This is a genomic window from Lacinutrix sp. MEBiC02595 (genome assembly GCF_053601555.1).
The window spans coordinates 48487-73664 of the sequence record NZ_JBSHNU010000135.1; the positions used below are offsets into that span (position 1 = coordinate 48487).

Annotated in this window: 19 protein-coding genes; 5 read left to right on the forward strand and 14 right to left on the reverse strand. The window is 31.1% G+C overall.

The annotated features are described in order from the left end of the window. Window positions 1-148: 148 nt before the first annotated feature. Entirely contained in the window at window positions 149-445 is a 297-nt protein-coding gene (locus tag ACVCZW_RS01655; protein WP_452231493.1) for an endonuclease domain-containing protein, read from the forward strand. A 594-nt stretch (window positions 446-1039) separates the two neighbouring features. Here ACVCZW_RS01655 and ACVCZW_RS01660 read toward each other — a convergent pair. Together ACVCZW_RS01660 and ACVCZW_RS01665 are read right to left on the reverse strand one after the other, a co-directional pair. Continuing rightward, entirely contained in the window at window positions 1040-2797 is a 1758-nt protein-coding gene (locus tag ACVCZW_RS01660) for a TonB-dependent receptor (protein ID WP_452231494.1), read from the reverse strand. Window positions 2798-2957: 160 nt separating this feature from the next. Beyond that, window positions 2958-5978 (reverse strand): tetratricopeptide repeat protein, encoded by a 3021-nt coding sequence (locus tag ACVCZW_RS01665; protein ID WP_452231495.1) that lies wholly within the window; start codon window positions 5976-5978, stop codon window positions 2958-2960. Window positions 5979-6483: 505 nt separating this feature from the next. Here ACVCZW_RS01665 and ACVCZW_RS01670 point away from each other — a divergent pair. Then, complete coding sequence (locus ACVCZW_RS01670) at window positions 6484-7167, forward strand: cell division ATP-binding protein FtsE (protein WP_452227942.1); 684 nt, start codon at window positions 6484-6486, stop codon at window positions 7165-7167. Here ACVCZW_RS01670 and ACVCZW_RS01675 read toward each other — a convergent pair. Next, the gene (locus tag ACVCZW_RS01675) at window positions 7164-8798 is read right to left on the reverse strand and encodes a hypothetical protein (RefSeq protein ID WP_452231496.1); all 1635 of its coding nucleotides are present in this window, start codon (window positions 8796-8798) and stop codon (window positions 7164-7166) included. The two genes, ACVCZW_RS01670 and ACVCZW_RS01675, sit on opposite strands and share 4 nt — an antisense overlap. Before the next feature lie 82 nt (window positions 8799-8880). On the opposite strand from ACVCZW_RS01675, the gene ACVCZW_RS01680 reads away from it, so the two are divergent. Next, window positions 8881-9771, forward strand: a complete 891-nt coding sequence (locus tag ACVCZW_RS01680) for a glycosyltransferase family 2 protein (RefSeq protein ID WP_452227940.1) — start codon at window positions 8881-8883, stop codon at window positions 9769-9771. 3 nt (window positions 9772-9774) lie between these two features. Continuing rightward, window positions 9775-10713 (forward strand): glycosyltransferase family 2 protein, encoded by a 939-nt coding sequence (locus ACVCZW_RS01685; RefSeq protein ID WP_452231497.1) that lies wholly within the window; start codon window positions 9775-9777, stop codon window positions 10711-10713. Here the strand turns inward: ACVCZW_RS01685 and ACVCZW_RS01690 are convergent. Further along, on the reverse strand, window positions 10696-11109 hold the full coding sequence (locus ACVCZW_RS01690) for a sugar 3,4-ketoisomerase (RefSeq protein ID WP_452227938.1): 414 nt from the start codon (window positions 11107-11109) through the stop codon (window positions 10696-10698). The two genes, ACVCZW_RS01685 and ACVCZW_RS01690, sit on opposite strands and share 18 nt — an antisense overlap. Then, a complete protein-coding gene (locus ACVCZW_RS01695; RefSeq protein ID WP_452231498.1) occupies window positions 11106-12212 on the reverse strand; it encodes a glycosyltransferase in 1107 nt (368 codons plus the stop codon). Before ACVCZW_RS01695 ends, ACVCZW_RS01690 begins: the two co-directional genes overlap by 4 nt. A gap of 31 nt (window positions 12213-12243) precedes the next feature. Here ACVCZW_RS01695 and ACVCZW_RS01700 point away from each other — a divergent pair, with 31 nt between their 5' ends. Continuing rightward, entirely contained in the window at window positions 12244-13386 is a 1143-nt protein-coding gene (locus ACVCZW_RS01700; protein ID WP_452231499.1) for a glycosyltransferase, read from the forward strand. 161 nt (window positions 13387-13547) lie between these two features. On the opposite strand, the gene ACVCZW_RS01705 is transcribed toward ACVCZW_RS01700, so the two are convergent. The 9 genes from ACVCZW_RS01705 to typA all read right to left on the reverse strand — a co-directional run bounded on the left by ACVCZW_RS01705 (window position 13548) and on the right by typA (window position 25150). Further along, window positions 13548-14876 carry an O-antigen translocase gene (locus ACVCZW_RS01705; protein ID WP_452231500.1) on the reverse strand — a complete coding sequence of 443 codons (1329 nt, stop codon included), beginning with the start codon at window positions 14874-14876 and terminating at the stop codon, window positions 13548-13550. 86 nt (window positions 14877-14962) lie between these two features. Next, window positions 14963-16063 (reverse strand): DegT/DnrJ/EryC1/StrS family aminotransferase, encoded by a 1101-nt coding sequence (locus tag ACVCZW_RS01710; protein ID WP_452231501.1) that lies wholly within the window; start codon window positions 16061-16063, stop codon window positions 14963-14965. Continuing rightward, a complete protein-coding gene (locus tag ACVCZW_RS01715; RefSeq protein WP_452227933.1) occupies window positions 16060-16650 on the reverse strand; it encodes a hypothetical protein in 591 nt (196 codons plus the stop codon). The genes ACVCZW_RS01710 and ACVCZW_RS01715 overlap by 4 nt, the downstream gene beginning before the upstream one ends. A gap of 419 nt (window positions 16651-17069) precedes the next feature. Beyond that, window positions 17070-18155 carry a sulfatase-like hydrolase/transferase gene (locus ACVCZW_RS01720; protein ID WP_452227932.1) on the reverse strand — a complete coding sequence of 362 codons (1086 nt, stop codon included), beginning with the start codon at window positions 18153-18155 and terminating at the stop codon, window positions 17070-17072. A gap of 460 nt (window positions 18156-18615) precedes the next feature. Continuing rightward, a complete protein-coding gene (locus ACVCZW_RS01725) occupies window positions 18616-20127 on the reverse strand; it encodes a hypothetical protein (protein WP_452227931.1) in 1512 nt (503 codons plus the stop codon). A 6-nt stretch (window positions 20128-20133) separates the two neighbouring features. Further along, window positions 20134-21624, reverse strand: a complete 1491-nt coding sequence (locus tag ACVCZW_RS01730) for a hypothetical protein (protein WP_452227930.1) — start codon at window positions 21622-21624, stop codon at window positions 20134-20136. After that, window positions 21614-23002 (reverse strand): class I SAM-dependent methyltransferase, encoded by a 1389-nt coding sequence (locus ACVCZW_RS01735; protein WP_452227929.1) that lies wholly within the window; start codon window positions 23000-23002, stop codon window positions 21614-21616. The genes ACVCZW_RS01730 and ACVCZW_RS01735 overlap by 11 nt, the downstream gene beginning before the upstream one ends. 3 nt (window positions 23003-23005) lie before the next feature. Beyond that, complete coding sequence (locus tag ACVCZW_RS01740; RefSeq protein ID WP_452227928.1) at window positions 23006-23203, reverse strand: hypothetical protein; 198 nt, start codon at window positions 23201-23203, stop codon at window positions 23006-23008. Between the two features lie 147 nt (window positions 23204-23350). Beyond that, window positions 23351-25150 (reverse strand): translational GTPase TypA, encoded by a 1800-nt coding sequence (gene typA, locus ACVCZW_RS01745; RefSeq protein WP_452227927.1) that lies wholly within the window; start codon window positions 25148-25150, stop codon window positions 23351-23353. Between the last annotated feature and the right edge of the window lie 28 nt (window positions 25151-25178).

Sequence of the window (25178 nt, forward strand, 5' to 3'; positions counted from 1 at the left end):
ATTTACAAAAAAAAGAAACAATCCTAATTAGCTACGCTCGCATCCTTCAAAAAAACATTTTTTTAAAGCACACCTTCATTAGAACATTTTAAACCTGTAAAAAATGACAAATAAGTTTTATCTATAATTAATTCACTAGATTTAAGAAATGGCGAATAAAATAATTCCATATCGATCAGATCTTAAATTACTTGCTAGACACTTAAGAAAGAATAGCTCGCTTCCTGAGGTTTTACTTTGGCAAAACATTAAACAAAGAGCTTTAGGTGTACAGTTTCACAGGCAAGTACCAATGCTGGACTATATTGTAGATTTTTATTGCCATGAAATTGGATTAGCAATAGAAATTGATGGAGCTACACATGACCATGCATTTTTAGAAGATGCTAAAAGACAAGGAGAAATGGAAGCTTATGGAGTGACTTTTATTAGATTTACTAATTAGGAGGTGAAAAAAGAAATGTTTAGTGTTTTATTAGTCTTGCAAGAAACGGTTAAGGAATTGAACGAGTAAAAAGGGGAGTTTGGTTGACAAATGGAATGATGTTGTATTCTTAAAAACACCCCTAAAGTCCCCTCGGGGGGACAACTTTAACGTTCAAAAAAATTTATTTATTGTTTTGTTAGCTTTAAAGAAAAAATAAAGGATACAGAATTAAAAAAGGTAATATGGAAAGTTATTCCTCTGAAAACACCCCTAAAGTCCCCTCGAGGGACAACTCAAACGGGAAAAAATTATAACTAATTTAAGTATCTATTCTTTTTATAAGAAATTGAAAGTTATTTCCCAGAAAACACCCCTAAAGTCCCCTCGAGGGGACAAGCCTAACGATTAAAAGAGTAACTAATTTAGTAATCATCCTTTTAGAAGAAGAATCTTAAGACGTTTTAAACAAAGAATTTAAACATTTGAGTAATCACGCAACACGGTCCCCTTGAGGGGACTTTAGGGGTGTTTTAAAAACCTTCTGTTGAAACAATGTAAACTTATTATGATTTAGTTTCCATTTGAAAGATTGCTTCGTTCCTCGCAATGACTTTAAAAATCAAACTTATACGTTGCTCCTGCTAAAAACTGTAATCCTTGCACCGGATAATTTTGCCAGCGATTATATTCTTGATTTGCTATGTTGTTAATTTTCGCAAATGCAGAAAACCGATCATTAATATGATAACCAACATGCACATTGGCATCAAAGTAACTATCTAATGTTATGGTTTCTGTTGGATTTAATAACGTTGGAAAGCTTGTATTCTGAATATCATTAAAACCACTCAATCCTTTACGTTCTCCAACAAAAAACAGATTAGCTCCTGCAAACCACTGTTTGCTTATTTGATAATCTAAAAATAGATTCGCTTTTAAATTTGGAAGATTCCATGCTTCCGCTTCATCATCTACATTATAAGAAAAGTATTCTGCTTTTACTCCTAAAGTAAAATTTCTATTCAAATCTGCTTTAATTTCTCCAGAAACTCCGAAGGTAGAAACGTCATCATAAACGATTCCAAAGGAATTTCCGTTTTGGTATGCTTCCTCCGCATTAAAGCCATAAGGCACTAGATTATTTCTAAACATTGCTTTATCACTTTCTCTTATATATTTTCCGCCAATATTATAGTTTATTCCATTAGCAACCTTTCCTTTTAATCCAACAAAAACATTATACTTCTGATCGGTTGGTGTCATGAATAAGGTTGGAGATACAAACGGGTTTTCTTGTGCAAAATCATAATAGGTATTCTGAACCAAATCTCCTTGAATTCCTCCATAAGCGATTAAAATTTCATCTACCATTCTATAGGATGCTGAAATATTCGGATAGATAAAAAACTTACTTTTTCCAGATTCTATATCGTTTAGATAAAATAGGCTAACTCCCAAATCCAGCGTTAGATCCTCTTTTATTAATTGGTATGTTGGTGAAAGTCCGATATTGAAATTCCCGTATTTCAATGCTTCGTCAGTATAATAGTTTCTGTCAAATTCTCCACCTAAATAATCCAATCGCAATCCGATATTAAAATCTAAATCCTGAATAGTCAAATCTCCATTGGTATTCACTAGAAATCTATTTTCACCAGAGTCATTATTGTCGCCAAATCTTCGGTACAAAACGTTTGCTTCATTTATATAAGCATCGGTAAAAGCAATATCTCCACCAAGATTAAATCCGATAAAAGAATGATCGACATCGCCAATAGCATCCGCAGCATCTTTATCATATAAAGGTTGTGGCAAACCATACCAATTGTATTTTTGATGCAGAAATCCACCTGCTATATTCCAAGCTAAATCGCGTTCATTTCTAGCATAATTAGCACTCACTTTGGTATTTGAAAAATTATCATCTAAAAGCAGATCACTAATTCCTCCTTGCGAAGAATGATGACTGATATAGCCACCAACACTTTCGTTTCTATTGATGGCATGATTTAAATACACTTCCCCTAAAATAGTGGTGTACATTCCTCCTGCTAATGTTGCATAATTGTCGAATAATTTTGCAGGTTCCTCTTCATCTACTTCTGCCGCTTTTCCTTTTGCAGGCGTAAAGGTCGATGCTACCGGAAAAGAAAAGATATTGTATTGAATCTCTTTCTTCGTAGCTGTAGTTTCATCATCTAACGAAGGAACTTCCTTTACCTTAAAAGCATCGGAAACGGTAGGTGTGTATGGTTTTACAACCTGAATAACATCTGGATTTAAAGTATCTTGATCTCGTTCTTGTGAGAAACCTAAAGTGGTTATTAAAATTAAAACGAATACTAGAATTATATTTTTTTGCTTTCGCATATTTTTTATTTGCTGTTATTAAATTATTGAAACCTGCTTACTCTTCTTTGTTTTTTTTCCTCGAATACTCGATTTTTTTTTAGCAAACTATTAAAGATGTTTTTACTAAAATTTATATTTCTCGTTGTATTCATGAGATTCCTGCCTTCGCAGGAATTTACTAATCTTCTGGAACAACCGAAGCATTGGTCTTTGCTTGTTCTGCTTTTATTTTACTTAATTCGGTTTGTGCTTCTGCTACTACATCTTCAAATGCTGCAAAATTTTGTATCACACTTTCTAAAATATAAGTAGCTTGAAAAGCATCTTCTAAAGCATAATAGTTTTTCGCCATAACCACTAAACCTTTTGCGCTATAATATTTATAACCAGAATAATCTTTTGCTAAACGTTGAATGGTTGTGTTGGAAGCGGCATAATTTCCTGCTTTATTTTTAAAGTATCCATTATAGAATAATGCTTCTGCTGCTGTTTCTCCTGTTGCAGTAACTTCTACTTGCGCATAGGCAGTTTTTGCTCTTGCCTCATCTCCTGTTTTCATTGCAGAACGAGCAATAATCACGTGTGCATCACTTTTAATTCGGTTATCAATACTTGCATGTGTTAATACTTTTTCGGCATAGATAACTGCTTGGCTATACTTTTCTAATTCGTAGTTTGCCTTCATTAAATTAGATTGCGCAAAAATTACGTTTTGTGGAAAGTTCGCTTCTGTTTCTAATCTAGTCAATACAGGAATTGCTTCTTTCCAAGTTTTACGTTCGGTATAAATTTGTGACAAACGCAATAGAGCTTCTTCTGTAAATTCACTTTGTGAAGCTTCTGTAACATATTTAAAATGCGGTGCAGCGGTATCTTTTAAATCCTTTTTAAAGTATAATTCGGCTACATAGAAATGCGATTGTAAAGCATGTAATCCATTTGGAAACTGATTTAAATAGCCGTTAAATTGTTTAATTGCTTTATCGGTTTCATTATCTAAATATTTCTTTTCTGCAGCTTCGTAAGTTGTATTATCTAAATCTGCATCTGTCACTTCTACATAATCTAAGGTTCTTACCCAAGAAGCATATGCATCTACTTTTCCTAAATCTATATAAATTAAACGCGCTGTTGCCACTGCTTGATTCGCTTCTGGAGTACTTGGAAAATCTGCTGCTACTTTTTTAAACTTCACTAAAGCAGGTTCGTTCTTACTTCCATTATAATGTACTAATCCTTGACGAAGTAACGCTTTTGGCACAAATGCACTCGTATTATATTCGCTACTCAAACGATCATAAGTCTGCATTGCTTTGTCTGTATTTCCTGCTTTCACATAGGAATTACCAAGTTCGTACATCGCATCATCACGTAATTTTGAAGTTTTGTATTTACTAATAAAATCTTCTAATTCGGAAATCTTTTTAGAAGCATTCCCTGCATAACCAGTACTTAATGCTTTTTGAAAAAATGCATAATCGGATTCTATTTTACCAATTTTAATAGCTTCATCATATGCTTGAATAGCTTCGTTATATTGACTGGAAACAAAATAACCATCTGCTAAACGAAGATATGCGTCATTCAATCTAACCGTATCCTCGTTACGTTTGCTAATAAATTGATTGAAATATTGTGTTGCTTGCGTATAGTTTTTCTGTTTGAAATACGTGTATGCAATATGGTAATCTAGATTTGTAATTTCAGGAGTTTCTGAAGCAGAAGTCTGTTGTTCAAACTGTTTAAAACCAACTAGTGCATCGTCATAATTAGAAAGATTATAATCGGTTTCGGCTTTCCAAAAAGTTGCTCTTGCAGTATATTTTGCATCTTGAGGTTCTTTTATAGATTTATCGAAAAGGGTTTCTGCATCTTGAAAATTATTATCGTTATACAATTCTATTCCTCTATAAAAAGTTACTTTTTGGTATGCTACTTTGTTTTCAAAGCTCTTTTTACCTTCTAATAATTTTAAAGCTTCCTTATAATTTTTAGAGGTGATATAGGAATCGATTTGCAAAGTTTCAATTTCCTCTTTATAGGCTGTTTCCGGATATTTTTCTATATACGCTGCAAGTACTTGCGGAACGGATTGATACGGATTACCAATTTCGTAACTAATCTTGGCGTAATTCAACCAAGCATCTTCTTGAATTTTTAAGTCATAATCCATTTCTGAAGCATTACGAAACGCATTTAAAGCTTCCTGTTTTTTATCCAAATTCACATAGCTTTCTCCCAGATGATAATAGGCGTTTTGCGCAACGCTATTATTACCACCAACAATTTTATTGAACTCGCTTATGGCTTTATCGTAATCTTTTTGTTTATAATATGCATAACCAAGTTGGTAATAATCTGTATTATTCCATTTTCCGCGATTTCCTTCGTATGCAGCTAAAAACGGTATTGCTTCGGCATATTTCTCCAAGTTAAAATAGCTTTCTCCAATAATTTTATTGAGTTGCGAAACTTCTGTGTTATCACTATTTGGTAATTGCTCTTTAGCAAGTTTTATTGCTTCTTCAAACTTACCTAGTTTAAAATGTAAATCTGCTTGATAATACGATAGCTTTTCTTTGTATTTTTCTTCTTCACCTACTTGGTCAAAATATTCATTAGCCTTATCATAATCATCATTTTGATACGCCATAAAACCAATATAATACTTTGCTTGTGATCCATATTCTTGCGAATTCTCCACACGACTTAAGTAGGTTTTTGCAGTTTTATAATCTTGGGTTACAAAAGCAACGTAGCCATTATTAAAATTAAACCTTTCTTTTTCTGCTCTTGCTAGTCCGCTTTCATCCACTTTATCATACCATTTTTTAGCGTACGCATATTTTTGGTTAATAAAATAGTAATCTGCAACCTCTGCATAAGCAGTATTTCGTTTGGTGCTTGTAGGATAATCTGCTACAAAATTTTCTATTAGCTGATCTGCATTTTGCTGATTTAAACGCACTGCGCAATTGGCAATATAAAACGCACAATCACTTTGTAGAACTTCTGTTTTTGCGGTTTTCTTTATCTGATTGAATAAAGATTGTGCAGCTAGATATTGCTGATTATTATATAAGGATAATGCTTTCTGATATTCTACAATATCACTTGTATATGCTGCAGATTGCTGCGCTATCACTTGAAAACTACAAGCAATGGCTAAAAGGAATATATAAAGGTCTTTTCTAGTCATGGACTATATTTTTTATTATTAAGAACTTATCTTGACTTTTCCTATTCCCTAAAAATTTCAAAAATACACCCATATTTTGTTACTTTTTTTATTTGTATCACAACTATAACTTTCAAAAAGTGCTACATCTGGTTAAATTTCAACTCCTTTTCGGTTACATACAAAAAGTCAAAATAAGTTCAATCAAAGATAAATTAATATGTAAATGATAACGTTACAATTTTGTTATAATTATACACCGAGTTATTAAAAAAAGAAAGTTGAAAGTTATAAATAAAAATGTTTCACGGAGACACACGGAGACTCGCAAAGTTTCACGGAGGAATAGTAACCATATATCTGCTTTTATATTCGTATAGAAACTCTCGCGTTCTATACTATTAAAAAGGAAGGCAGATAATTCAACCCTGAAATTATTTATAGAACACAAAAAACTTTTAAGATATAACTTTTAACTTTTAACTTTTTAATAATACATTTACAACTCTTAAAACCATTATACTTTATGTCGAATCTTGTTTTGCAATTAAAAGATGTTTCTATTTTTCAAGGAAATAACTTAGTCCTTTCTGATGTTAATGTAGAAGTTAATAAAGGAGATTTTGTTTATTTAATAGGAAAAACGGGCTCTGGTAAAAGTAGTTTTATGAAAACACTTTATGGCGATTTAGCCTTAACGCAAGGCGAAGGACATATTGTAGATTACGATTTACGCAAATTAAAAGAAAAGGAAATTCCATTTTTAAGACGAAAACTTGGTGTTGTTTTTCAGGATTTCAAATTGCTAACAGACCGAACGATTAACGATAATTTATTGTTTGTTTTAAGAGCTACAGGCTGGAAAGACAAAGATAAAATGAAAACTAGAATAGATGAAGTTTTAGATAAGGTTGCCATGAAAACGAAAGGTTTTAAGTTTCCGCATGAACTTTCTGGTGGAGAGCAACAACGTGTTGCTATTGCTAGAGCTTTATTGAATGACCCTGAATTGATTCTTGCTGATGAGCCAACAGGAAATCTAGATCCGCAAACTAGTATTGAGGTGATGGAGGTTTTACAGGAAATTAATAAAAATGGAAATACAATTTTAATGGCAACGCATGATTATGCTTTGTTATTAAAATATCCTAGCAAAACTTTAAAGTGTGATGAGAATCAGATTTTTGAAGTGGTACAACGCAAAAGTTAAAACAAGTTCTTAAAAAATCGTTTAAAAGCACTTTCCTTTTTGTCTTTATTTAGATCTTCCTTTTTATCTTTTGAAGTAGTAGAAGCCTTTCTAGTATCCTGAAATTCAATAATAAAAACACCGAAATTATTTAATGTTTTCGTTTCCTTCGGATTTACAGCTTGCATTGGCACTGTAATTTTAGCATCTTCCGTTATAGTTCCAGTTTTTAAAACACGATCTAAGTTCTCCACATCTGTAATAGTGTACCTGCTTCCTTTTTTGATATGGTATTCCGAGAAATCGACCACAACATCTTGCTCCTCTTTATTAAAAAGAACGACTCTGTAACTATTCGTTTTATATGCACTTTTCGTAATATCTAAAACGTGGTCTAGGTTAAATTCGCCAATGTGCTTTTTTTGGCTATCTATATCTATGTTAAACTTAGATTTCCATTCACTAAATGGATAGTTTGTTTTGTTAATTCGGAACCCTGCAGCTTTTTTAGAATAGTATATATTATTAGAAAACTTCCAGTTCTTATTTTTTGCTAATTCGAAAACCGAGTTTGTAAAATTCATATACCCCGTATAAACGATATTATTTTTAAAGGTTAGCGTTTTTGCATACAGTATTCTTAATGCGTTATTTCTTCCTAAAATAATATTATTCTCTACCAAGACATTTTCTACTGGTGCTTTATGATAAAAACCTAAAGTTAAAGAAGGTGCATTGCCGTTTACCTCGTTTTTTAAATAGTTGGTATTATGATATAATATGTTATTGGTAACTTTAATGTTTTTTGCAATATTAATGGCATTTCTATCATCGGAAGCTACAATAATATTGTCTACCGTATATTTATTTGCAGGTAAACCACTATTAAAAATCACGTTATTATCTAGCGTAATATTTTTTACATATTCAAAATTTGCATTTCTACCAGCAGACCAAACCTCAATACCTTTATAGTAATTATTAAAAATGACATTATTCTTTATAATTCGTTCTTCCTCACTTTTATTCTGCACATAGAATCCTTCACCAACACCTCTTCCTTTTTTATTAATAGATCCATTATTAAAAACAAAACATTCTGTAATTAAGGTGCCTCCTGTACTTTTCCAAGAACCAAAACCTAAACCAGGATTGTTATATATTTTAAGATTTATAAACTTGCAATTGTTTCCTAATAAATGGTAAACTCCTGCCGTTTTTTCTATTTTACCAACTCGTACATCTCTATTAAATTCCCCCAACCAAGTAACTTCAAAATCCTTATAAATTACTTGTCCGCCTCGAACACCTAGAGTCTGTTCTTGGGAGGAAGCAACATTTCCATTTAAAACAACTCTATCGTTTGGAAATGCGCTTACTGTAATATATTTATTCGCTGTAGTAGTATTAAGTGTACTATTATATCTACCATTATAAATTCCTGCATGCAACCAAATAGTATCATCGCCTTTAACAATCTTATTCGATTGCGTCAATGCGGTTTGTAAATCCCAAGGATTTTGTAATGAACCATTTCCCGTAGATATTCCAGGATTAGTTTTATGGTTTTTAGGAAACACATGAAACTCTTGTTGTGCAAAACTTAACACTACAAATAAGACGGATAAAATAGTAAGACAGATTTTCTTCATAGTAACAAAATTACAATTACTATACCAATAGCAAACAGATTACATTATTTTTGTTAGTTTTGAATAAATCTAACAAGCATTCATGCTCTCTATATTAATACCTACATACAATTACAACATAAGCGCTCTTGTTGCCGAAGTGTATGCACAAATAAAACAGCTGGATGTTCCTTTTGAAATATTATGCTATGATGATGGCTCCACAGACCAGAACATTATTATTGCGAATAAAGAGATTAATAGTCTAGAAAACACAAAGTATCGCATACTTGACAAAAACATTGGCAGAAGTGCCATTAGAAATCTTTTAGCAAAAGAAGCGAAGTTTGAATGGTTACTTTTTTTGGATGCCGATGTGCTTCCAAAAGAAAATAATTTTATTGCTACCTATTTAAAAGCTATATCTAAAACTTCTCAGGTTATTTATGGCGGCATTTTGTATGACGAAAAGAAACCAGACAATGACCATTTACTGCGTTGGACTTACGGAAGAAAACGCGAAGCACTTTCTACCTACAAAAGAAATAAAAATAGTTACTTAAGCTTTTTAACACTTAATTTTTTAATTAGAAAAGATGTTTTCAATGTGGTTACTTTTGATGAAGACATTCCTAATTTAAGGCACGAAGACACTTTGTTTTCCTATCATTTAAAATTAAATAAGATACAAGTAGCACATATTGAAAACCCTACCTACCATTTAGGCCTAGAAGAAAGTAGTGTCTTTTTAAGAAAATCTATTGAATCTATTGATGCTTTACATCTGTTTTTAAAACAAGACTTAATACCTAAAAACTACACCTTCATTACCAAAGTGTTTTTCAAACTTAAAAAAGTAAAGCTTCATTATTTATTGGCTTTTATTTATAGAAATTTTAAAGGTTCTTTTGATAAAAACCTACTTTCAAAAAAACCATCTCTATACCTATTTGATTTATATAGATTAAGCTACCTTTGTTACTTACACACCTAATTAATGCCATTTTTTTCTATAGTAATTCCATTATACAACAAAGAATATTTTATTGTGCAAACAATACAAAGTGTTCTTGACCAAACGTTTCAAGATTATGAAATTATTATTGTTAATGATGGTTCTACAGACGCTAGTTTAAATAGCTTAAGTGTATTTAACGATTCTAGAATTAAGGTACTTACTATTAAAAACCAAGGCGTTTCTCATGCTAGAAACTTTGGAATAGAAAAAGCAAACGCCGAATATATTGCCTTTTTAGATGCCGATGATTTATGGCTAAATACACATCTAGAACAGCTAAAAAAGCTAAGCGAAGACTTTCCTAATTGTGGTTTATATGCAAATGCATATGTAAAAAAAATGGGAGAAATCTCTTTAGAATCGGATTATATAGACATTCCAAAATCATGGAATGGTATTGTTAAAGACTATTTTAAATCCAGTATATTTAGCTGTGTTGCGTGGACATCTGCAGTAATGGTTCCTAAAAAAGTATTGGAAAAATTTAACGGCTTTGATGAAAAGATAACACTTGGCGCTGGAGAAGATACCGATTTATGGATAAAAATTGCGATACAACATCCCATAGCTTTTAATAACAATGTTACTGCCATTTATAACTTACATGCAGATAATAGAATTTCTAACTCGAATACTAATTTGAGACAATTTCTAGATTTAGATGTATATGAAGAAGCTGCAAAAAGCAATACTTCCTTAAAAAAATACTTAGATTTCAATAGGTTTTCCATTGCTTTACAATACAAGCTTGTAGGTAATAAAGAGAAGATGGATTTTTATTTAAAGCATTTAAACAAGCGTAATTTAAATGCAAAACAACGTTTTTTACTAAGTTGTAACAGAAGATCTTTATTATTTTTAATGAAAACACAAAAAACACTACGACGGTTTCATGTTAATTTAAGTCCGTTTAAATAATTCGAAGTCTTTATATTCTCGAATGTAATCGCTCTCTTCAAAAACATCTGAAGCTAACACCAAACAAACAGATCCTGAAGAGAAATCCTCAAGCTCACGCCAAATACCGACAGGTATTAACAAGCCTTTATTGGGTTTATTAAGTGTAACAGATTGTTTGTTTTTTCCATCATTTAAAATAACCGTAAAACTACCACTTAAGGCAACCAAAAATTCTATTTGTTCTTTATGTGCATGACCGCCTCGATATGCATCACTTGGCACATCATACAAGTAATAGACTCTTTTTATTTCAAAAGGAGTACAATCTTTTTCAATAACAGCTAGATTACCTCTACTATCTGCAATTCTAGGTATATCAATAATTTTAATATCTTTTATGGTAGTTTGGCTCATGTACTTTCAATTAATTTTTTCCAATCCTTAGAAATATTCGCTATAGAAAACGCTGCAACACTATGTTTTGCATTTGCTTTACAATATTGATATAATGTTTTGTCAAATATAAAACTATCCATAGCTTCGGCTAGCGCATTTACGTTATAATTTTCTACTAACAACCCATTTACTTTATTTTGTATGACTTCTCTTGGTCCAGAGTTACAGTCTACCGCGATTACCGGAGTTGCTAATGCTAACGATTCTGGGATTACCATAGGAAAACCTTCGTGCCTACTTGTAAGCATGGTAAACAAAGCGTTTTTTACATACGGATACGGATTTGCAGTAAACCCTTTAAATATCACATGAGTTTCTAAATGTAATTCTTTAGTATACGCTAGTATTTCATTATAATCTTGACCATCTCCAAGTACTAGCAATTTAATATGCTCTTCTGCTAATTTTGATTTTTTATATGCTTGCAATAATAACTTTAAATTTTTATGCGAATCGTCAATCCTTCCGTAGAAAATAATATAGCTATCCTTTTCTATTTCAAATGCCTTTCTTTCTAAAGCTTTCTTTTCAATTTCTTTAAAGTTAAATGCATTGTATATGGTATGCATTTTTTTAATTTGAAATTCTTTTTTAAATTTCCGACTTATTTCTTCGGAAACCGCCGTAAATGTTTCGTTTTTATATAGCCAAACATTCAACCATTTATAAGGCGTAAATGTTTTTTCTTGGATATAATTATGAAGCACATAAATTACAGGAATATGCGTATACAAGTATTTAGTAAAGATCCATTCCCGATAAGCCAGCACGCGATATCTATTATCAATAACACCATCGAAATTATGCTTTTTTAGGTATTGCTTTAATTTTCGGAATCTTTTAATTTTACCTAAAAAAGTATCATTTTTATCTTTAAATTCCCCTAAATTAAAAAGGGTGCCAGAATACGCATATTCCACGGAAGATAAAAGCGTTACCACATGCACATTATAACCAAGATCATGCAAAATATTAGTCAGTGTTGCCGAAGATTTCTCTGCTCCTCCTTTAGCAAGTGAAGAAGTAACCACACAAATCTTTTTTTTATTGTTATTTTGCAAGTGATAATGTATTAGAAACCAAATATAGTAAATGAAAATCTTATTAATAGGAGAATACAGCAGATTACATAATTCTTTAAAAGAAGGCCTAGAATCACTGGGAGCGCAAGTTACTATTGCTGGTTTTGCTGACGATTTTAAAAATTATCCTGTAGACATTTATTTAGAAGACTCCTATAACAAAGGGGTTCTGCTTTTCGTAAAAAAAATCATATATAAATTAACAGCTATAGACATTACTTCTTTAAATACTAGAAGACAAATCAATAAACACAAAAGCAAGCTTATTAATTATGATGTTGTCCAATTAATAAATGAAAACCCTTTTTGCACCCTACCGAAAGTAGAAATCAAATTATTAGAATACATTTTTAAACACAATAAAAAAGTGTTTTTACTGTCTTGTGGCACCGATTATATTAGTGTTAATTATGCTTTTGAAAAAAAGTTTAGATATTCCATCTTTACTCCATATGAAAACAATAAAGTATCTAAAGCTAACTACTGGAATGTACTAAAATGGCGTACAGAACCTTTTAAACAGTTACATAATTATGTTTTTAAAAACATGCAAGGTGTAATTTCAAGCGACTTAGATTATCACTTACCAATGCGTAATCACAATAAATATCTTGGATTGATTCCAAATCCAATAAACACGGTAAAAGTAAAAGTAGAGCCCATAAACATGACCAACAAGATTGTAATTTTTCATGGTATAAACGACCAAAATTATTACAAAAAAGGCAATGATATATTTGATAAAGCTTTAGAATTAATTAAAGATAAGTATGCTTCCAAAATCGAGATTATTGAAGCAAGAAGCCTTCCGTATTCCGAATATATTAAATCGTATAATGCGGCTCATATTCTTTTAGATCAAGTATTTGCATATGACCAAGGTTATAATGCATTAGAAGCGATGGCAAAAGGAAAAGTGGTTTTTACAGGAGCAGAACAAGAGTGGTTAGATTATTATGGTATTGAAGAAGACACCATTGCAATTAATGCTTTACCGGATGCTGAGAAAATTGCTAAAAAATTAGAATGGCTAATTTTACATCCGGAGAAAATCACTGAAATTTCTAAAAACGCTAGAGCTTTTATTGAAAAAGAACATGATTACATTTTAATAGCCAAGAAATACCTGGAAGCTTGGTCTATAACGCGCTAGGTTAATACTTCCTCCTTTTTGCTGAAGCTACTCCTTATTATTACATTTTCAGAAGCATATTTCTTTCTAAAAAAGTCTATGTTTTCTATTCCTATTTCTAAAAATGCAGCATACTATTATTCGGATAGTATAATAATTCTGAAGAAAACATTTCACAAAAACTAAGCGCAGTTTTCATCTTCATCTTCACCTTCATTCTCATCGGGTATAACACCAAACAAGGAAGAACTAAAGATTAGCAAAATTACAATATAGTAAACAAGATAATTAACAAAGTGGGCAATTGTTGCTCCTTTAACGCCATATAAATCAATAAAATATATGTTTGCTAAATACATTAATAGCACAGAAAATGCTTCGGTGATAATATAGTGCCAAAACATATTTTTTGCTAAAAACTGATAGGAAATCACAATGGATAGTACTTTTACAAAATCTCCCAATAACTGCCAAAAAAACAAGTCTTCTACTGGCTTAAATTCTGCAGTAAACACTATTGCAATAATATAAGTTCTAAGAAAATAAATAACGATTAAGCCTAAAGCAAAAATGGGGATAATGGTTTTATAAAACCCAAAAACTTCTTTTCTAAATTCCTTAACGTTATCTATTTCAGACAAACGAGGCAAGATGTATAAGGTTAATAAGGTACTTACAAACATCAAATAATATTTAGAAATCCTTGTCATTGCCTCCCAAAACCCCGCCGCTTGATAACTAACATTATCTATAATATAGTTACGTACAATAATTGCTACTAATGGTAAAACTATCGCTGAGAACAAAGCCATTACCGAATACGTACTTAATTTTTTTATAGCCGAAAGTCGAACATTTTTAACCGTAATTAAAGGCACTAAACTACGCTGATTTAAAATACCAACTAAAGTAATTAATAAAATTAAAGACTCGGCAATTACAATGGCAACTAAGGCACCATCTATTTTATTTAACCAAATTAAAACTATCGTTATAAGCGCACCAAGAATTTGTCCGATAATACTAATAATTAGAATTATTCGATATTTAGAAAAGCCATTTAAAATGGAGAAAGCGAACATATTCAATGTATAGAAAGGCAATGCAATTGCAAATATTTTAATTACATACGCATAATTATTATATGCCGGAAAAAGGTAGTTATTGATGTGTTCCGCATTAAAATAGCATAAAAAAGCAACCAAAAAAGTAGATATAAAACCTAAGTAAAAGACGGTTGATAAGGTTTTACTTAATTCTAATGCGTTATCTTTAAACTCTGCAACATATTTAACCACGCCATTATAAAGTCCTAGAATAGAAATGGATTGCGCGGAATGCAAAAAATTACGCAAATTCCCAATTAAAGCCATTCCTTCTGCTCCAACAAAATACGCAATGGCTTTAGAAGTTAAAAAACCCGTAAGTATTTTAGTTAAAACTGCCGCAGAATTGAGCGAAGCAACTTTAAATAAAACATTAGAGTTTATATAGTTCAATACGCGCTTCATCTGCTTACTTGATTTGGTTTTTGGAGTACAGAAGAAACATTTGCATCTATTTTTTTAAGATAAAATGTAGGTCCTAATATTTTCAATTAATAGTCGTTTAAAATTTTAATAACTTGGGTTACCTCGTCGTTTGTAAGAACAGGACTCATAGGTAAACTTACAATGTTTTTATGAATTTCTTCTGTTATTGGTAATTCTAATGACTCAAATGCTTTAAATGCCTCTTGTTTATGTGGAGCAATAGGATAATGCATTAAAGTTTCGATTTGATGTTGGTTTAAATACGTTATAAAATGGTCTCTGTTTTCTACTAAAACAACAAACACATGAAACACATGGTTGTTCGAGTTATTATAAAATGGAAGTATTACTTTTTCGTTATTAACTTCAGCAATATAACGTTTTGCTACCTGTCTTCTAATTTCATTATCTGCATCTAACGTTGGAAGTTTAACATTTAAAAAAGCGGCTTGAATTTCATCTAGCCTATTATTAAAACCTATAAACTCATTTACATATTTTTTGGAAGCACCGTAGTTTCTTATTTTTTTAATCACTTCTGCTAAAGCAGTATGGTTTGTGGTCACCGCTCCTGCATCTCCTAAAGCGCCAAGATTTTTACTCGGATAAAAACTAAAGGCTGCAGCATCACTTAAATTGCCTGCTCTATTATTATTTTCATGTATTGCGCCATGTGCTTGTGCTGCATCTTCAATAACTAATATGTCGTATTTTTTCGCAAGTATATTAATACGTTCCATATCTGCTATTTGTCCGTATAAATGTACCGCAAGAATCGCTTTTGTTTTTGGTGTTATTTGTTTTTCAATATTAGCAACAGAAATATTATAAGTGTTTAAGTCTGGCTCTACAAAAACCGGTTTTAAGCCCGCTTGCATTACCGAAATAATACTTGCTATATATGTATTTGCAGGCACAATAACTTCATCATTATCGTGTAATAACCCAAGTTCTTTATATGCTTTAAATATTAAAATCAATGCATCTAAGCCATTACTTGTACCAATACAATGTTTGGTGCCGCAATAGTTTGCAAAGTTGGTTTCAAAAGCTGCTACTTGTTTGCCTAAAACATAATAGCCAGAATCTAAAAACTGTTGAAACTGTTCTTGAAACTGCACTTCAAAACGCGCATTCATTTTATGTAAGTCTAGAAACTTAATCATATAAAAATAGTATCTAAATTATCGATATTCTTAAAATCTATTTGGTAAAAATCTTGAGTGATGGTTCTTGCACCAAAACCTTCTTTCCAATATTGCAATCCTTGATTTATATTTTTGCTTTTGTTTTCATTCGAGATTCCGAAATCAAAATAAGGCTTATCGGCAAAGACTTTCTGCATCAAATATAGATGTAAAAAATCTAAACTTCCAATTAAATTTTTATCAGCATTACCAGAAATGTATTGTGAATGTGCAACGTGATTTGTTTCAAAAATAGTAGTTCCAGCTACAATCTTATCTTCTTTATACACGTTGAATTGTCTAATTTGCTTTGGAAACTTGCTTTTTAAATAGGTGACTTCCGCTAAACTATGCACTGGTTGCGCTTCATGCTTCGCATTTAAATTGGGTATAAGAATGGTATTCCAAAAAGCATCGAAGGTTTCTACTTCTTTAACTATCAAGTTTTGTTTTAAAGCTCTTTTATTTCCAGCTATTCTATCTTTAGATAGTTTTGGTTGCTGTTGTACATTTAAAACCGAAAGTGTATCTCTTCGAATTAAATCTGCTTTTAAAATAAAAGACAAATACTGCATTTCATCATTTGGTACCGGACTATAAAAAGACGGAAGTTCTTTTAGCTCTATACTTTCAAATCCGTTTTCTTTATAGAAATTTAAAGCTGCTTTTAAACACTCGGTAAATTCTTTTAGTTTTATGGTTTCTAAAACTACTAGTCCGCCATACGTTAAACCTTGATGCGAGTGTATTTTATTCGCAACAAAGTTAGCAGGTAATACAGCGATTAGCTTTTCCTTTTTAAAAACGAGTAACGAATAATCGTCAAATCGATCTTGATGGTATTCTATAAAGTCTCTATGAAATAGAAAAGTAGCATTTTTAGCTTTGGTAATAAAACCATCCCAAAGTGCTTTATATTCCGGATTATATTTATATATCGTGAAAATAATTTCTTCGTTTTTTTTGTAAAGCTGAATTTACTAATTTAAAAGCTATTTATGTAATTTAACCGCTTTGAAGTTTCGTTTGTTCCTTTTTTTAAATTATAATCACCATTACTTTGTATTGCTTGATGCACCGAATAGTAAAAACCATTTCCATTATCTAGGTTATAACTTCCGTTTTCTTCTAGATTATTTAAGTAAGTTTTATCCTCACTTAAGACAGAAAACAAAACTCGAAACAGATTTACATTCGATTTTAATTCTGTGTCATAACCTGCTTCTAAATTACCATTCCATTTTATAGCAGACAATACTGAAAAAATAGAGCTCATATTAACTGGATTATCATTGGTATATTTTTCCTTATAATTATCTACTCCAACCATTCCTCCATGATCCGCAAGAACAATTATCATCGCTTCAGGATCTTTATTAGATATATAATCGATAGAATTTTTCAACCAAGAATTTGCTTCTTCTAATCGATTTAAATACCAATCTCTTTCTGTTGCCACATCTACAATGGTATCATACAATTTCACATGATGCGGCATTAATCTTTCTATAAAAAAGAATTTAGGCTTTTCGGAATCTATTTCCATCATTTCCTCTAAATCTACTAAAACATCTTTTTTTAGATTCTCACCATGGCTGAAAATCGGAATTTCATCCAAGCTAATATTTCTATAATCATACTTCTGAGCACTATTGTTGTGCTGAAAATATTCAATTTCAACATCTAAAAAAGTGGCATAGCTGTTCTTTTTCAGAATAGAAATAACCGGATTCTGACCACTAATAACATCTCTGGCGTTTATCATTTCTAGGGAAGGAAAAGTGTCTTCTCCAAAATAATGCTGTTTCATACTAAACATGGAAGCATTAGATGTTAAAGTCGCTGGATAGTTGCTTTTAAAATCTGGATATACTTTAAAACCTTCCATTTCTAGCCAATTATATATTTCGCTTTCCGCATAATATGGTGCTTTGCTTAAAACCTCTTCTCCCACATAACCGTCTGGCTGTATTAAATATATGTTTGGGGTTTTCTTTAGCTGCACATTTTCGATAGCATCTGGCTGTTCTTGCCAACGTAAAGGCTTAAAGGAATCATATAAAAAAATCACGTTTTTGCATAAAGGCAACACGCACATTAATAGTATAAAAACGAGAAGTTTCTTGTACGATTTATAAAACTTAAGAGACAACAAAAACGCAATAAAAAAGATAATAACTAAAGCTGTTTTCATTACTTTGAAATAAATAACTTTAGATAATAAAGTAGCAACAACAGCTATTATAAGTACAAAAAGTAAATGCTTTCTATACTTTTTTAGAAGCGGTATTTTATTGAACACAAAATAAGAAACGGCAAAACTTAAAACAGAAAGACCTATAAATATTAGAAAAAAGGTTACAAGCTGTGAAAGGGAATTCTTAGAAAAAAAGTGGTTAGAATAAAAATACAACAAAGGATATAATCCACTTATTAAACCTGCTAATAGTGGTGTGTCTTTGTCTGAATTCACAAAGTCAGTTATATATTTTTTTATTTTTTTTATCATATGTAGAATTGAAATAACAATGTTAATCGTTCTTTTTCTCCAGACTTTCCTTTTGCAATTTAAAGACAATTTCTCCTTGCTCGTTAATTCTTTCATACACTCCAAAAGGAGCTCCTTTTTCTATAATATTATAACTTTTATCTTCTTGTAAGTTATTTAAATACGATTCATCATCACTTAAATATGCGAATAAAATCCGGAATAAATTAACATTCGTTTTCAACTTTTCATCAAAATCTGGTGCTTTATTTGGCCATTTTATTGCTAAAGCCGATGTAAAAATAGTCCGTACCAAATCTTCCCGCATTTGTTTTTCTTTCGATTGGGAAGTATAGTCATAACCAACAAAACCACCATGATCTGCCACTACCACGATTAAGCTATTAGGATCTTTTTCATTAATTAAATGAATTACATCCTTCAACCAGATATTTGCAAATTCTAACTCTTTTAAATAGTTTAACCGACCAATATCTTTTCCTTTAGCTCCATTTTTGAAGGTGGCTATATGTCCTGGTTTTAATTTTTCAACAAAATAAAAATTATTTGTTTCTTTATTATTCGTTATAGCAATTTCTAAATCGGAATTAATATTTCTTAAATTACCATATCCTCTAGAAAGATACGATATATCCTTACTTTCTAGATTCGCAAAATCATAAGCGACCTTTGGTTTATTAAGTAGCAAATACGATTTTTCAAGTATTAGGTTCGTTCTATACTTATTGTTTTTAAATATAGAAATTACAGGATTATCACCTACAATAACATCACGAGCATTATAAAATTCGTTTATTCCTGGTTTGGGATTGCTATAATAATGATGTTTCATTGCAAACATAGAACTGTTTGAACTTAACGTAGAGCTGTAATTACTTCTATAGTTGTTGTACAATTTAAAACCACTTTCTACTAAGAAGGATTCAAAGTTACTATTATCATAATTATAATTACTTTTATTCAATTCCGAAAAATTAGCATATCCATCTGGCTGAATAATATACACATTTGGATTTTTCACAAAAACGACTTCTTCAATAGCGTCTGGTTGTTGCATCCAAGCTGTTGTATAGTTTATTTGCTTATAGAAATGAGGCACCAATTTTGCAAAAACTAATACTGCAAGTAACAACTGAAAAACAATAATTTTCTTAAAATGATTCTTTAAAATAACACCCAATAAAAAGGCCACTAATGTCACCAATAAAATCTTTTTACTACTATAACCAGAAGTACTTAAAACAATTAAAGAAGCAAAAATGCAAAGGTTTAAAATAGGAATAATGAAGTTACCGTACTTTTTCCAAAGATTCATTTTAGAAAAAATTTTATGAAGCACATAAATGACTCCTATTGGAAGTGCGACATATAGAGTAACAAAGAATAAAACCTGATTCCAAGAATTCATCAATGTAAAATTCTTGTTATAGTAATAAAACAAAGGATATAATCCAGCAGCAACACCTGCTAGAATCGGATAATCCCTATCGCTTTTTAAGAAAGCAAAAACTTTATTTCTAAAGCTATTCCACATTTTTAATTATTTTACGTGTTTATTGAAAACTACTTCCCCTTTTTCGTTAATATACTCATAAACTCCAATAGGTGCATCTTTTATTATTTGCAAATAACTTTTATCTTCTTGCAGGTTTTGCAAATACATTTCATTTTCACTTAGATAAGAAATCAAAACCCGAAACAAATTAACTGGTGTTTTTATTTTATCATCAAAAGCAGCTGGCTTTCCTGGCCATTTTATTGCTAATTGTGCAGTAAAAATAGAATAAATTAAATCTCTATCATTCCGTTTTGCTCTACTTTCTAATGTCGTGTTCATGCCAACAAAACCGCCATGATCTGCAGCAATTACTATCATACTATTTTCATCATTTGCAATTATAAAATCTACAACTTTCTTTAGCCAGACATTAGTTTTTTTTAGTCGTTCTAAATAACCTACTCGTTCTTTCTCTGCTATGTTTCCAGGGTTTTTATTAATTGTAATATGACTTGGTGATAACTTTTCTATAAAGTAAAAATTGTTTGTTTCTTTTGAAACCTTCATTCTCGTTTTCAGATCTAAAAAAACATCCCTATGCGCCTGAAAACCTTTAGGAAATGGAGAAAACTGATAAGGGTCTATGTTGCAATAATCATAGGCAACATGAGGTCTGTTTTTTAATAAATAAGAACTATCAATTAACAGTTGTGTATTATAGTTATTATTATTTAAAATTTGTAAAACAGGATTCTCTCCTACAATAACATCTCTCGCATTATAAAGTTCTGTAATCCTATTGCTTGGTTCATTATAATAGTGATGCTTCATCGCAAACAAGGAACTATTAGAACTTAAAGTAGAATAGTAATTACTTCTATAATTAGCATACACTTTAAAATCATTCGCATTTAAATAAGATTCAAACACACTGTTATCAAATTTATAATAGCCTTTTTCTATTTCAGAGAAATTAGCATAGCCATCTGGTTGAATGAAATAAATATTTGGTTTCTTTTTAAAAATGACTTCTTCAATGCTATCAGGTTGACTTATCCATGTGCTTGGGTTTTTAATATTAAAAAGGAAATAATTTGAAAACCAAAAAAAAGTGACACCAGCTAAAAGCAATTGAAAAACTACTATTTTATTAAAATATCTATAGAGTAAAAAAGTCCCTATTAAAACAAGTACAAAAGCAAACACAGCAGTTTTAAAAGTAAAGCCTATAGTTACATAAATTAGCAAATAAATAGACCAAGAAAAATTAAGCAAAGGCAAAACAAACTTCTTTATTGGTTTAAAAAAAGCGACTCGAATACATAATGAATATGCTATTTTAAAAACGACATAAGGTATTATTAAAAAATAAAACACAAAATACAAAAACTGACTCCATGAATTAATTAGTGTGAAATTTCTATAATAATAAAAAGTCAAAGGGTATAAACCAGATGCAATTGCAGCGAGTATAGGATAATCTTTTGAACTGTTGAGAAAAGAAATTACTTTATTTCGAAAATCACTTAACATCTTTTGGCTTTAGTAAATACATCACGCGTTCACTATTTGCAATAGGTTTTTTTTCAATAAGCTCAAAATAGGTTGTATAAGCAGCTTCAAAATTAGTTAAAGAATACCAATCAAAATGGTCTTTAAAATCTACTTTACTATTTAATAAACGTTGTACCCAAGAATCGTTTCTTTTAGGAAACTCAATGACCAAATGCTTAGAAAACGAAGCAAAAAACTGCGCAGACATTTCAAAAGTTACATTACCCGATAAAGACATATGATGAATTACAGCTAAAGCTAATGTAACGTCTGGAGCGAAGTCTTTCATTCTATTAATAAAAGAATCGCGTTCTTTATTTTGAAAACCTATAGCTGCAGACGGATTTAAAACATCTAAAACAAAAGGAGTAATAAAAGATTCTTTATTTTCTCTAATGGCTTTATAATTAAAATCTACAGCATTATTATCGATATCGCAAACCAAAGCTTGCTTTAAATTGGCATCTATTTTTCTAACAAAAGTGCCATCATTTCCACCAACATCAATTAGCGTCTTGGTATTTAAATCTACAATCCACTTGTTGATTATGGTCGATTTCTGCACGAAAGCATCGTCACTATAATTGGTTTTATCATAGTAATTCCCCCATTCACTATGCTCTTTTAAAGTCAGTTTTTTAATATAATCATACAAGCTTTGTATAATGTTTAACTGTCCTTTTTTAGATAATGCGGAAGCTTTAGATTCGCCTTTATAATCTTCGTTATGCTTGTCCTCAAACTTTGCTAACAAATGAATATTAGCGTATAAAAACGGATTCATTTTTGTTTTAAACGGAAGCATAGAAGCTAACATCTTAATAGGAATTCCATCTATAAAATTACTCATTAACTTTATAGATTGTGCACCGTGATAATGCGCCAAAACTAATGGTCCTAAAAAGTGGGTAATAAATTGTTTATATGCGCGCCAAGGTGTATTCTCTTGATAGAAATCGAAAGAAAGTGTATCTATAAATATAGCTTTCCCTTCATGAAAAGTAACATTAAAAGCGGTTGCATCTTTAAGCGAAAAACCTTTTTCTAAGCTGTATTTCTGAAGCTTTAGCGTTAGCAACGCAGCTTCTTTATACATGTTAAAACTCCACTCGTACGGATAGGTTATAAACGGAATATTTTCTGGCTGTATAACAATCTTATCTTCCGAATTAGAAATTTCTTGATGCGGAATTAATAATTTGTTTTTAAATAAACTATCAAAAAACCCAGTGCTTGTTAATGCGTTGTATTGCTTAAAATATATAGGAAATATGGTTCGTTTAATAACTCCTTCTTCAGTAAAAATATAACCTGAAGGATCTCTAAAAGAAGAAGCGTGCTTGCTGTTATCTACCACGAACTATTGTTTTGTTTCTGAATCTTGGTCTTCAATTTCAATATCATCATACATCTCCGCTTCTTGGTTTTTAGAAAAACCTAAAAGGGTTTTTATTTTATACAATAAACCTTTAGAAAATAATATAACACCAGCTACTGCTGCAACTACTGCCTGTATTATCATTGCTCCTAAACCCGGATCGAAATATAAAAAATGCATATTATTTTTTTTTGTAAATATACTAAACTTAAACTTTACAAGTATCTTTAATTTTTAGATTTAATAACTTCCAGAATTCGCCAGTATATAAAACAAAAAAAGGAACCCAAAATGGATTCCTTTTAAATATATAATAAAAACTATTGCTTAAGCAATCTTGTTTCTTTTACGATCGTTTTCTGTTAACCAAATTTTACGTAAACGTAAGTGGTTTGGTGTCACTTCCACATACTCATCTTTTTGAATATATTCTAAAGCTTCTTCTAAAGAAAATTTAATAGCTGGTACAATCTTCGCTTTATCATCTGCTCCAGAACTACGTACATTACTTTGCTTCTTCGCTTTTGTAATATTTACAGCCATATCATCTTGACGAGAGTTCTCACCAATTACTTGACCTTCGTAAACACTTTCTCCTGGCTCAATAAAGAACTTACCTCTATCTTGTAATTTATCAATAGAGTAAGGAATTGCTGTACCGTTTTCCATAGAAATTAAAGATCCAGAAACACGTCCAGGAATATCTCCTTTTAATGGTTGGTATTCTTTAAAACGGTGTGCCATAATAGCCTCTCCAGCAGTTGCTGTTAGTAATTGGTTACGTAAACCAATAATACCACGAGAAGGAATCATAAACTCACAAATCATACGCTCACCTTTAGCAACCATACTTAGTAACTCCCCTTTACGTTTCGTTACAAACTCTACTGCCTTACCAGATACTGTTTCTGGAAGATCAATAGTTAATTCTTCAATTGGTTCACATTTAACACCATCAATTTCTTTAATGATTACTTGTGGTTGTCCAATTTGTAATTCATAACCTTCACGACGCATCGTTTCTATTAAAACCGATAAGTGTAATACACCACGTCCAAAAACCATAAATTTATCGGCACTACCAGTTTCTCCTAGTTTAAGCGCTAAGTTTTTTTCTAATTCTTTTTCTAAACGATCTTTAATATGACGAGAAGTCACATATTTTCCATCTTTACCAAAGAAAGGAGAATCGTTAATAGTAAATAACATACTCATTGTAGGTTCATCTATTGCAATAGATTTTAAACCTTCTGGATTTTCTATATCTGCGATTGTATCTCCAATTTCAAATCCTTCGACACCTACAAGTGCACAAATATCTCCAGTTTGAACGCTTTCTACTTTCTTACGTCCTAAACCTTCAAATATAAATACTTCTTTAATTCTTGTTTTTGTAATTGTTCCATCTGCTTTCACTAAAGAAACTTGTTGTCCCTCTACAAGCGTTCCTCTTTGTAATCTACCAATCGCGATACGACCTGTAAAAGAAGAGAAATCTAAAGATGTAATTAACATTTGCGTAGTCCCTTCTTCAAATTTTGGAGTAGGAACATGCTCTATAACCATATCTAATAATGGCTCTACATTTGTAGTTTCATTTCTCCAATCATCACTCATCCAGTTGTTCTTTGCAGAACCATATACTGTTGGGAAATCTAGTTGCCATTCTTCGGCTCCTAATTCAAACATTAGATCAAAAACTTTTTCATGTACTTCATCTGGAGTACAGTTTTCTTTATCTACTTTATTAATAACCACACAAGGTTTCAATCCTAAGTCAATCGCTTTTTGTAATACAAAACGCGTTTGTGGCATCGGACCTTCAAATGCATCTACTAATAGTACAACACCATCAGCCATATTTAATACACGCTCTACTTCACCTCCAAAATCGGCGTGACCTGGTGTATCAATAATATTAATTTTTGTGTCTTTGTAAACTACAGATACGTTTTTAGAAGTAATTGTAATTCCTCTTTCACGTTCTAAGTCATTGTTATCTAGAATTAAGTCCCCAGTATTCTGGTTTTCTCTAAATAGTTGACAATGGTACATGATCTTATCTACTAATGTAGTTTTACCATGATCTACGTGTGCAATAATTGCGATATTTTTAATATTAGCCATAATAGTGCCTTATTTTAAGCGTGCAAAG